At 66.3% G+C, this 10,816-nt stretch carries 10 protein-coding genes; 7 read left to right on the forward strand and 3 right to left on the reverse strand.

The window, feature by feature from the left end; all coding sequences use genetic code 11:
- Positions 1-6 precede the first annotated feature (6 nt).
- Positions 7-435, reverse strand: a complete 429-nt coding sequence (gene rplM / locus SOM28_RS13245) for a 50S ribosomal protein L13 (protein WP_123069984.1) — start codon at positions 433-435, stop codon at positions 7-9.
- Between the two features lie 272 nt (positions 436-707).
- Between rplM and SOM28_RS13250 the strand changes: the two genes are divergently transcribed.
- The 4 genes from SOM28_RS13250 to SOM28_RS13265 all read left to right on the forward strand — a co-directional run bounded on the left by SOM28_RS13250 (position 708) and on the right by SOM28_RS13265 (position 4,590).
- Positions 708-2,153, forward strand: coding sequence for an alpha/beta fold hydrolase (locus tag SOM28_RS13250; protein WP_320468394.1), 1,446 nt, complete (start codon positions 708-710; stop codon positions 2,151-2,153).
- A gap of 13 nt (positions 2,154-2,166) precedes the next feature.
- Positions 2,167-2,898, forward strand: a complete 732-nt coding sequence (locus tag SOM28_RS13255; protein WP_123069982.1) for an ABC transporter ATP-binding protein — start codon at positions 2,167-2,169, stop codon at positions 2,896-2,898.
- Complete coding sequence (locus tag SOM28_RS13260; protein ID WP_320468395.1) at positions 2,895-4,079, forward strand: ABC transporter permease; 1,185 nt, start codon at positions 2,895-2,897, stop codon at positions 4,077-4,079. Before SOM28_RS13255 ends, SOM28_RS13260 begins: the two co-directional genes overlap by 4 nt.
- Before the next feature lie 88 nt (positions 4,080-4,167).
- Positions 4,168-4,590, forward strand: coding sequence for an OsmC family protein (locus SOM28_RS13265; protein WP_123069980.1), 423 nt, complete (start codon positions 4,168-4,170; stop codon positions 4,588-4,590).
- Between the two features lie 176 nt (positions 4,591-4,766).
- Here the strand turns inward: SOM28_RS13265 and coq7 are convergent, their stop codons facing one another.
- Together coq7 and SOM28_RS13275 are read right to left on the reverse strand one after the other, a co-directional pair.
- Positions 4,767-5,411 carry a 2-polyprenyl-3-methyl-6-methoxy-1,4-benzoquinone monooxygenase gene (gene coq7, locus SOM28_RS13270; RefSeq protein WP_123071359.1) on the reverse strand — a complete coding sequence of 215 codons (645 nt, stop codon included), beginning with the start codon at positions 5,409-5,411 and terminating at the stop codon, positions 4,767-4,769.
- Positions 5,412-5,445: 34 nt separating this feature from the next.
- Positions 5,446-5,910 carry a hypothetical protein gene (locus SOM28_RS13275; RefSeq protein WP_123071356.1) on the reverse strand — a complete coding sequence of 155 codons (465 nt, stop codon included), beginning with the start codon at positions 5,908-5,910 and terminating at the stop codon, positions 5,446-5,448.
- A gap of 234 nt (positions 5,911-6,144) precedes the next feature.
- Between SOM28_RS13275 and SOM28_RS13280 the strand changes: the two genes are divergently transcribed.
- The 3 genes from SOM28_RS13280 to SOM28_RS13290 all read left to right on the forward strand — a co-directional run.
- Positions 6,145-7,038, forward strand: coding sequence for an ABC transporter ATP-binding protein (locus SOM28_RS13280; RefSeq protein WP_123071357.1), 894 nt, complete (start codon positions 6,145-6,147; stop codon positions 7,036-7,038).
- A gap of 2 nt (positions 7,039-7,040) precedes the next feature.
- Positions 7,041-10,628, forward strand: coding sequence for a hypothetical protein (locus SOM28_RS13285; RefSeq protein ID WP_320468396.1), 3,588 nt, complete (start codon positions 7,041-7,043; stop codon positions 10,626-10,628).
- A 42-nt stretch (positions 10,629-10,670) separates the two neighbouring features.
- A partial coding sequence (locus SOM28_RS13290; RefSeq protein WP_320468404.1) for an addiction module protein occupies positions 10,671-10,816 on the forward strand: 146 nt, incomplete at its 3' end.

The raw sequence follows: 10,816 nt of genomic DNA on the forward strand, positions 1-10,816 counted from the left end.
AGTTCCTTAGAGGGTCAGTGCTTGTGGTTGCTGAGCAGCGTGCGGGTGCGAACCTTCCGCGTACACTTTCAGCTTCTTGATCATGGCGTAGCCGAGTGGGCCCTTAGGCAGCATGCCCTTGACAGCTTTCTCGAGTGCGCGACCTGGGAAACGCTGTTGCATTTTCAGGAAGTTGGTTTCGTAGATACCGCCCGGGTAGCCCGAGTGACGGTAGTACGTTTTTGCGGTGGCCTTGGTGCCGGTCACGCGCAGTTTGCCAGCGTTGATCACGACGATGAAGTCGCCGGTGTCAACGTGCGGGGTGAACTCTGGCTTGTGCTTGCCGCGCAGTCGGAGTGCCACTTCGCTGGCAACACGTCCGAGGACCAGGTCCGTCGCGTCGATGACAAACCAGTCGCGCTGGACTTCATGGCCCTTAGCGGAAAAAGTTTTCATGTTTATTCCAAAAGAAAAAATTGCTCAAATGGTGGTTCCGCACAAATGCTTCAGCGGACTCGTCCTTATTGTCTTTCCTGAGCAAACGGAAAGCCGGCAATCATACTCCACCATCGCCATTGACGTCAATCCCGATCGATGTCGATCTCGCCGGCGACGCAATCTTGCACAAAAGCACCTACCCACACCACATACCTTGATGCGCAGTTGAAACAATCGGTTGACCGGGGAAACAGCGCGAACTTATCATCGTTGCAACCTGAGGAGATGTTGTGAAGAGATCCAAGATTCTGCCCGCCATCCTGGCCCTGCTGCTCACAGGCGCGGCCAGCGCCCAGAACACCGCCGCCTCGCCTGCGTCCTCGAAGACCGAACGCAGCTGCCACTTGCCCGGCGTGGTCGAAGCCCTGCGCTGCGTCACCGTCGATGTCCCGCTCGATTATGCCAAGCCGCAAGGCGCGCCACTGAAACTGCACGTCACCGTCGCCCCGGCCTACCGCCAGGGCACGCGCAGTGACCCGCTGTTCGTGCTGGCCGGCGGTCCCGGCCAGGCCGGCAGCGACGTGCTGCCCCTGCTCAAGCTCGCCTTCGACCGCGTGCGCGCCACCCGCGACATCGTCTTCATCGACCAGCGCGGCACCGGCCGTTCGGGCAAGCTCGATTGCGAAAGCAAGCCCGAACACGAACGCATGACGGACGACGAGCTGATGGCCGAGCTGCGTACCTGCATCGCCAACAACAAGCAGCCGCTGGCCGCCTACACCACGGCCAACGCCGCGCGCGACCTGGAACAGGTGCGGCGCACGCTGGGCTACCGCCAGGTGAACCTGTGGGGCGGCTCCTACGGCACCCGCCTGGGCCAGGCCTATGCGCGCCTCTATCCGGACAGCGTGCGCAGCCTGGTGCTCGATGGCGTGGCCGCGCCCGACCAGGTGATCCCGGCCGGCGGCCGCGACGGCCAGGCCGCGCTCGACGGCCTGTTCGCCGCCTGCACCAAGGACGCTGCCTGCAACAAGGCGTATCCGAATCTGCGCGCCGAATTCGATGCGCTGGTGCAGAAGGTCGAAGCGGGCGACGTCCACCTGTCGCTGCCGAATCCGCGCACCGCCGAGCCGACCGAGTTCACCATGAGCTCGCAGCGCTTCCTCGGCACCGTGCACAACATCCTGTATGCGCCGGCCGATGCACGCCGCCTGCCTTTCCTGATCCACAGCGCAAGCCGCGGACGCTGGGAGCCTTTCGTCGCGCGCCAGAACCTGGCCGGCGACTTCGGCAACGACGCCAGCATGTCGATGCTGCTGCACTTCGCCGTGGTGTGCGCCGAAGACGTGCCGCGCTTCACGCCCGAGCTGATGAAATCCGACGCCGCCGTGCTGGCGCGCCCGCTGGCCGAGATGATCCCGAAACTGTGCCAGGACATCAAGGTGCCCGCGGTGCCGTACGTAGCGCCCGCACGCATCGCGGCGCCGACCCTGCTGCTGTCGGGCGCCCTCGATCCGGTCACGCCGCCGCACCGTGCCGCGACCGCCGCCAAATCGATGGCGCACGCCCAGCACGTGGTGGTCGCCAATGCCGGCCACGGCGTGTCGCAGCTCGGCTGCGCGCCGCGCCTGCTGCGCGCCTTCCTCGACCGGCCACAGGACAAGCTCGACGCCGCCTGCATGGCCGAGGTGCCGGCCCCCACCTTCCAGCTCGGCAGCGCCGGGCCGCAACCCTGAATTCGGAAACTCCATGATCGAAGTCCACGATGTACGCAAGCAGTTCGGCGCCGTCCAGGCGCTGGGCGGCGTTTCCTTCACCGCGCGCGACGGCCAGATCACCGCGCTGCTGGGCCCCAACGGTGCCGGCAAGACCACCCTGCTGCGCACCCTGGTCGGGCTGCTCAAACGCGACCACGGCGCCATCTCGATCGGCGGCGTCGACCCCGAGAAGGACCCGATGGCGGTGCGCCGCAATATCGGCTTCCTGACCGACCAGTTCGGGCTGTACGAGCGCCTCACCACGCGCGAATACCTGAACTACTTCGGCGAATTGAACGGCATGGACGGCGCCGCGCTGCGCACCCGCGTCGGCGAGGTGTCGGACCTGCTCGGGATGGACGACATCCTCGAGCGCCAGACCAAGGGCTTCTCGCAGGGCCAGCGCATCAAGGTGGCGCTGGCGCGCACCCTGCTGCACCGTCCGCGCCACCTGCTGCTCGATGAACCGAGCCGCGGCCTGGACGTGATGAGCACGCGCGCGCTGCGCACCGCGCTGAACGCCCTGCGCGAGGACGGCTGCTGCGTGATCATGGCCACCCACGTGATGCAGGAAGTGATCCACCTGTGCGAAGACGTGATCGTCATCGCCAAGGGCCATACCGTGGCCCAGGGTTCGCCACAAGAACTGTGCCGGCGCACCGGCATCGCCGACCTGGAAGACGCCTTCGTCAGCCTGGTGGGCACCGAGGAAGGTATCGCATGAAGTCCAAACTCAAGGTCGTATTCCTCAAGGAGCTGCGCGAGACGCTGCGCGACAAGCGCACCTTCGGCTTCCTGGTGCTGGCGGTGCTGTTCTATCCGGCGATCCTCGGTTTCACGCTGCACCAGCTGATCGACAAGAGCACCAGGACCGAACGCGAAGGCATCCACCTGACCGTGATCGGCGGCGCCAAGGCCCCGACCCTGATCGCCCAGCTGCGCGAACGCAGCGTGACGATCAACGACTCCGGCCCCATGACCGAGGAAGCGATCGGCGAACTCCTGCATGGCAAGAAGATCGCGGCCGTGCTGCGCCTGTCGGACGACTTCGTCGACAACTACCAGTCGATGCGTCCCGCACGCATTGAACTGTGGTTCGACTCGTCGGCCGAAAGCGGCCCGCAGCGGCGCGAACTCGAAGAGATCCTGCAGTCCTACGGCAGCAATATCGCCAGCGCGCGCCTGCTGGCGCACGGCGTGTCGCCGGCCACCCTGGCGCCGATCCAGCTGCAGCGCTACGACACCGGCACCAATGCCTCGCGCTCGGCCATGGTCATCGGCGGCATGATCGGCTTCCTGTTCTTCCCGGCCTTCCTCCTCAACATGTCGTCGGCAGTCGACAGCACCGCAGGCGAACGCGAACGGCGCTCGCTCGAAGTGCTGATGGCGCAGCCGGCGCATAGCTGGGAGCTGGTGGGCGGCAAGTGGCTCGCCTCCAGCGTGCTGGCCATGATCGGCGTCGGCGTGGTGCTGATGCTGGGCCACGCGATCCTGCGCTGGCTGCCGCTGGAAGAAATCGGCATGTCGTGGAACCTCGGCTGGGGCGCGCTGCTGCTGGTCTGCCTGGCGACGATGCCGCTGGCGCTGCTGTCGTCCGCCCTGTACATCGCCATGGCGATGAACGCCAAGACCTTCAAGGAAGCCCAGACCACGGTCAGCCTGGTGATGCTCGTGCCGCTGCTGCCCGGCTTCGTGATCTCGTTCATGGAACTCAAGACCGCGCAGTGGATGTACCTGGTGCCGATGCTGTCGAACCAGACCCTGATCAAGGAGCTGGCCAAGGGCGGCGACATCGGCTTCGCGCCGTTCGTGCTGACCTTCCTGTGTTCGCTGGTCCCGGCGCTGCTGGTGGTGGCGTTCGCGAGCTGGCGCATGAAGAGCGAGAAGTACGTGCTGGGCGTATGAGCCTGGGGATGGGCAGCCGGCTGCGCGCGGGCGGCGGCTGCCGTACAATCGATGTCCTTATCGACCCATCAGCAACACGGAGAATCGCATGGAAGTGAAAGTCAGCTGGAACGGCCCGTCGGGCATGAGTTTCCGGGCCGAGACCGGCAGCGGCCACATGGTGACCATGGACGGCGCGCCTGACGGCGGCGGCCATAACCTGGCGCCGCGCCCAATGGAAATGGTCCTGGTGGGCACCGGCGGCTGCACCGCCTACGACGTGGTCCTGATCCTCAAGCGCAGCCGCGAGGACGTGCGCGGCTGCGACGTGACCCTGCAGGCCGAACGCGCCGACACCGATCCCAAGGTATTCACCAAGATCAACTTCCACTTCACGGTGACTGGCCACGGGCTGAAACCGGCGGCGGTGGAACGCGCGGTCAGGCTGTCGCACGAAAAATACTGCTCGGCGTCGATCATGCTGGCCAAGACGGCCGAGATCACGCATTCGTTCGAGATCGTCGAAGTCTGATACCGCTCGACGATCTCGTTGGCCCCAAGACCGTCGTTCCCGCGAAGGCGGGAACCCAAGGCCTCAAGCCAGCCGCTTACGTCAAAGTTTAGTGGCAGCGCGTCGAACTTGGATTCCCGCCTCCGCGGGAATGACGTGCATAAGGCCCGGGTCGAAAAGTGCGTCGAGGCAGCGAATCAGATCCGGTAGGCGGTAGTGGTCATCACCTTGGCCATCGCCCGCATCGCCACCTTGACCGGCAAGGGCAGCGAGGCCGCTCCCGCGGCCTGCGCCGCGTCGGCGTGCGCGATCTCGTCGATGCGCATCTGGTCGACGATGGCGCGCGACTTGGCGTCCTGCGCCGGCAGCAGCTCGAGGTGGCTGTTCAGGTGCGCCTCGACCTGGCGCTCGGTCTCGACCACGAAGCCCAGGCTGATTGGGTCGCCGATCCGGGCCGCCACGCTGCCCATCACGTAGGCGCCCGCATACCAAAGGGGATTCAATACGCTCGGTTGCGATCCGAGCTCGCTCAGGCGCTGCGCGCACCAGGCCAGGTGGTCTTCTTCCTCGCGCGCGGCATGCTCGAACTGGACCCGCACCTCTTGCGTATGGGCGAAGTTGGCCTGCGAATCGTAGAGCGCCTGCGCGCAGACCTCGCCCACGTGGTTCACCCGCATCAGGCCCGCGCTGTGGCGCCGCTCGGCGTCGCTCAATTCGCCGTCGATGGCGTGCGCCCCCGGGTTCGGGCGCGACATCGCCGCCACGCCGCCGACGACGCGCAAGGCCTTGTCGACGCCGACGATCAGGTGGTCCAGGGGACTGATGAAACGGTTCGCAATCATGGTGTGCTCGATGTTCTGGTCGCTGAAGCCCTCATTATAAATCTTCGGCATGCGGTCCAGAGCCCGCCTCTGCCTTTGGCGCCTCCTGCTCCTTCTTTTTACGCGCGATCCACCCGGCCAGCGGGCCTTCCGGCTCCAGCCCCGAGATGTTCTTGGCCACGCCCAGGTTCAGCTCCATCAGGAACGGCACCGACACCAGCGGCACGCCCGGGCAATGGCGCTGGAAGGCGTCCAGGAAGCGCGCCGACTCCACCGTCGGCATCACCTTCGCGCCGCTCATGAACTGCAGCACGCTGGTGATGGTGTGGCCCTTGCCCAGCGTGTGATAGATGAAGCGGTTGAACTCGCGGTCGACCGTCTTGAAGTCGATCGCCTCCTTGGTCATCAGGCCGGCCAGGTAGACCAGGCCCAGCGCGACGCGGAACCAGTCGGTGGATTCGGCCCGGCTGCGCCCTTCGCGCATCAGGATCAAGAGCTTTTCTTGGGTGATGGAGTCCATGCATCCATTATCCATGCTTTGCCCCGGCTTGCGCCGCACGCCCGCCCTCCCTTGCAAGAAATTTATCAAAAGAAAACCATCGTGCGTCCTGTCACCGGATAATGCGGTCTGGGTCCCTGTTTGGACCGTGTGTCGCACCGGGTCCGCCACGGCCGTGCCGATTGAATACAATGCCAGTGTGAAAAAGTGTTTGGTCCTGCGTAAAGACGCGCGGGGCAGTAGCCAGGAGTCGTCATGCAACTGAAAATCCGCAATTTGTCCAAGACCTACGCCAACGGCGTGGTCGCGCTGGACCGTGTCACGCTCAACATCCCGGCCGGGATGTTCGGGCTGCTCGGCCCGAACGGCGCGGGCAAATCGACGCTGATGCGGATCCTGGCGACGCTGCAGGAATGCGATTCCGGTTCGGTGTTCCTGGACGATATCGACGTGCTCGACGAAAAGGATGCGGTGCGCCGCATGCTGGGCTACCTGCCGCAGGATTTCGGCGTCTATCCGAAAGTGACCGCTCACGAACTGCTGGACCATTTCGCCCAGCTCAAAGGCCTGTCGCACAAGGCGCGCCGGCGCGAGGTGGTCGACGGCCTGCTGCAGCAAACCAATCTGTGGGAAGTGCGCGACCAGCGCCTGGGCACCTTTTCGGGTGGCATGCGCCAGCGCTTCGGCATCGCCCAGGCCCTGCTGGGCGACCCGCGCCTGATCATCGTCGATGAGCCCACCGCCGGCCTCGATCCGCAGGAGCGGGTGCGCTTCCACAACCTGCTGTCGGACATCGGCGAAGAACGTACCGTGCTGCTGTCGACCCACATCGTGTCCGACGTGGCCGACCTGTGCGCCAATATGGCGATCATCAACAAAGGCCAGGTGCTGCTGTGCGGCGAGCCGCAAGAGCTGATCTACGGGATCGAAGACTTCATCTGGGCCCGTTTCGTCACCAAGGCCGAGCTGCCGGCTTTCCAGTCGCGCTACAGCGTGATCTCGACCCGCCTGCTCAGCGGCCGCACCCTGATCCATGTGTATTCCGAGGACGATCCGGGCGACGGCTTCGAGCCGGCGCGCGCCAGCCTGGAAGACGTGTATTTTGCCACTATCGCCGGCCGCCACAACCCGGCCGCCGGGAACTGCTGACCGTGCGCACCCTGTTCGTCATCGCCCGCTTCGAAGCGGGCCAGCGCCTGCGGCGGCTCTCGACCTGGGTCTATTTTGCCGTCTTCGTGGCGCTCGGGATGCTGTGGATGGCCGCCTCGGGCGGCGCGTTCCGCGACCTGATCGTCTCTTTCGGCAGCCGGGTCCTGGTCGACGCGCCGCGCCAGATCGCGATCGCGACGGCGCTGCTGGGCAGCCTGGGCACGGTGGTCGCGGCGGCGGTGATGGGGCGCGCGGTGCAGCAGGACTTCGAACACGAGATGCACCACTTCTTCTTCAGCGCGCCGCTCAGCAAGGCCGACTACGTGTTCGGCCGCTTCCTCGGCGCGTTCGCGACCCTGGCGGTGATCTTTTCCGGCATCCTGGTCGGGCTGTGGCTCGGCACCTTCATTCCCGGCATCGCGCCCGACCGCCTGGGCGGATCGACGGCGTCGGCCTGGATCAAGCCCTACCTGTTCACGCTGCTGCCCAACCTGTTCATCTTCGGCGCGATCTTCTTCGTGCTCGCCGCCCTCACCCGGCGCATGTTGCCGGTCTACGTGGCCGCCGTGGTCATGACCATCGGCTATACCGTCGCGCCGTCGCTGGCGCGCGACCTCGACTTCAAGACCCTGGCCGCCCTGATCGACCCGTTCGGCACCACCTCCCTGTTCCTGCTGACCGAGTACTGGCCGCTGGCCGAGCGCAACCTCAATCCGATCGACCTGCAGGACGTGTACCTGGTCAACCGCCTGCTGTGGTGCGGCTTCGCGCTGCTGGCGCTGTTGCTCGGCTACTGGCGCTTCCACTTCATCGGCGAGGCCGACGGGCAGGCGCGCACGCGCGGGCGCGGCCAGGCCCAGCCCGACCTGCCGGCCGAACTGTCGCAGGCGGCGCGCGACACCACCGCGCAACCCGATTTCGCGGCGCGCAGCCTGGCGCTGCTGCTGTTCAAGTCGGCGCGCGGCGAACTGCGCGAGATGACCCGCAACGTCTACTTCGCGGCGCTGGCCACCGCCGGTGTGTTGGCCCTGGTCGCCGGCGGAATCGACCTCGACGCCATCTACGGCATCTCCACCTATCCGGTGACGTATATGGTGCTGGAGCTGATCCGCGCGGTGTTCGGCCTGTTCGTGCTGGCCACCACGATCTTCTACGCCGGTGAACTGGTCTGGCGCGAACGCGAGACGCGCGTGGCCCAGATGTTCGACGCACTGCCGGTGCCGAGCTGGCTGCCGCTGGCCGGCAAGACCCTGGCCCTGGTCGGCCTGCAGGCGCTGCTGCTGCTGCTGGCCATGGTCACCGGCATGCTGATCCAGCTGTTCAAGGGCTACTTCCAGCTCGAGCCGGGGCTTTACCTGCACGCCCTGTTCACCATCCTGCTGCCGAACTACGCGCTGGTCGCGGTGCTGGCGATCGCGGCGCAGGTCATCGTCAACCACAAATACCTGGCCAACTTCCTGATGATCGCCTGGCTCGCGGCGGCGCTCCTGCTGAGCGGCACCGGCCAGAACCATCCGCTGTTGCTGTACGGGGTCTGGCCCGAGCTGACCTATTCACCGATGAACGGCTTTGGCCACCAGCTGCTGCGCGAGCGCCTGTACCTGCTGTACTGGAGCGGCGCGGCGCTGATGCTGCTGGCGCTGGCGCGCGCGCTGTGGCCGCGCGGCGTCGACGACGCCTGGCGCGAGCGCCTGCGCCTGGCGCGCCGCAACCTGACGCCAAAGGTGTTGACCTGCTTCGGCCTCGGCTTGGCCGTGTTCGCGGGCGCCGGCGGGGGCCTAGCCTGGGAGCTTTCGAGCGGCGGCTACCTGACCGCCTGGCGCAGCGAGCTGCTGCGCGCCGAATACGAGAAACGCTACCACGGCTTCGCCCGGCTGCCGCAGCCGCGCATCGTCGACGTCAGGCTCGACGCCGATATCGATCCCGCGCAGCGCGCCCTGCACGTCAAGGGCAGCTACCGGCTCGAGAACCGCAGCGGCGCGCCGATCCGCGACCTGGTGCTGTACCAGCAGCGCGGCGCGCAGCTCAAGGCCAGCTTCGGCCAGCCGGCGACGAGCGTGACGATCGATCCCGATCTCGGTCTCTACCACTATCGCCTGGCCACCCCGCTGGCCCCCGGCGCGCGCCTGGACTTCGACTTCGAACTCGACTACGCGCCGCGCGGCCCGCTGGGCCTGGGCAGCGACACGCCGGTGATCGCCAACGGCACCTTCTTCACCAACGAGGTCATGCCGCGCATCGGCTATCAACCCTCGGTCGAACTGGGCGACGCGCGCGACCGGCGCCGCCACGGACTGGCCGCACGCGCGCCCATGCCGGCGCGCGACGATCCGGCCGGCCGCGCCAGCCACCGCACCGGCGTCGACGCCGACTGGATCGGCTTCGACGCCACCGTCAGCACGAGCGCCGACCAGGTCGCGATCGCGCCCGGCACCCTGGTGCGCGAATGGAACGAAGGCGGACGGCGCCACTTCCGCTACAAGATGGACCGTCCGATGCAGAACGCCTATACCTTCCAGTCGGCGCGCTATGAAGTGCGCCACGACCGCTGGCAGGATGTGGCGATCGACGTCTATTACCAGCCGGGGCACGACGTCAACGTCGAGCGCCTGACCCGCGGCGCCCAGGCCGGCCTGGACTACGGCGCGCGCCACTTCGGCCGCTATCCGCTGCGCGAGCTGCGCATCGCCGAATACCCGCGCACCGTCCGCAACACCCAGTCCTTCCCGGGCCTGATCCCGCTCTCGGAAAGCGCCGCCTTCATCGCGCGCGTCGATCCCGGCTCGCCCAAGGACCTCGACTACCCGTTCTACGTCAGCGCCCGCGAGACCGCGCGCCAGTGGTGGGGCCAGCAACTGGTCGGCGCCGATACGCGCGGCGCGACCGTGCTGACCGAGAGCCTGGCCGAGTACACGGCGCTGATGGTCATGCGGCGCACCTACGGCGCGGACAAGATGCGGCGCTTCCTGCGCCATGACCAGGAAGCCTACCTGATTGGCCGCGCCCAGGAGCAGGAAAAGGAACTGCCGCTGGCGCACAACGAAAACCAGCGCTACATCCATCAGCGCAAGGGCGGCCTGGCGCTGTACCTGTTGCAGGACATGCTGGGCGAGGACGTGGTCAACGGCGTGCTGCGCGGCCTGCTGCGGCAATACGCCTATCGCGGCGCGCCCTATCCGACCGCCTCCAGCCTGGTCGATGGCTTGCGCGCCGTGACGCCGAAGGACAAGGCCTACCTGATCGACGACCTGTTCGAATCGATCGTGTTCTACGAGAACCGCGCCGCCAGCGCCGTCGCACGCCGCCGCCCGGACGGCAAGGTCGAGGTCACGATCGATGCCCACGCCGGCAAGCTCTCGATGACGGACGGGGGCGAGGAACGGCCGATGCCGCTGAACGACTACATCGAATTCGGCGTGGATGATCGCAATGGCAACCCACTGGTACGCGAACGGCGGCTGGTGACCCAGGCCGTGCAGCAGCTGACCCTGGTGGTCGATGGCGTACCGGGCCGCGCCGGCATCGATCCTGACAACAAATTGATCGATCGCAAACCGAATGACAATATGCTGCCAGTCGACAATCAATAGTTCTCGCGCTATGATCGAAGCAAAATTATAGGAGAGAGCATCATGTCCAACGCCGTCGCGGAAATCGCCGAACGACTCAAGTTGCTGAGCCCGGCCGAGAAACAGGAAGTCATGCAGCTGCTGCTACAGGATATCGACGGCCCCGACCAGGACGCCGATGAAGCGTGGCGCAACGAAGTGGTGCGGCG

It is taken from the genome of Massilia sp. CFBP9026, from assembly GCF_034045165.1.
Classification (GTDB): domain Bacteria; phylum Pseudomonadota; class Gammaproteobacteria; order Burkholderiales; family Burkholderiaceae_D; genus Telluria; species Telluria arenae.

Excerpts from the sequence above, each read along its gene's own strand:
- rplM (WP_123069984.1), bottom strand. The coding sequence starts at position 435 with ATGAAAACTTTTTCCGCTAAGGGCCATGAAGTCCAGCGCGACTGGTTT.
- SOM28_RS13255 (WP_123069982.1), top strand. The coding sequence starts at position 2,167 with ATGATCGAAGTCCACGATGTACGCAAGCAGTTCGGCGCCGTCCAGGCG.
- SOM28_RS13260 (WP_320468395.1), top strand. The coding sequence starts at position 2,895 with ATGAAGTCCAAACTCAAGGTCGTATTCCTCAAGGAGCTGCGCGAGACG.
- SOM28_RS13265 (WP_123069980.1), top strand. The coding sequence starts at position 4,168 with ATGGAAGTGAAAGTCAGCTGGAACGGCCCGTCGGGCATGAGTTTCCGG.
- coq7 (WP_123071359.1), bottom strand. The coding sequence starts at position 5,411 with ATGATTGCGAACCGTTTCATCAGTCCCCTGGACCACCTGATCGTCGGC.
- SOM28_RS13275 (WP_123071356.1), bottom strand. The coding sequence starts at position 5,910 with ATGGACTCCATCACCCAAGAAAAGCTCTTGATCCTGATGCGCGAAGGG.
- SOM28_RS13280 (WP_123071357.1), top strand. The coding sequence starts at position 6,145 with ATGCAACTGAAAATCCGCAATTTGTCCAAGACCTACGCCAACGGCGTG.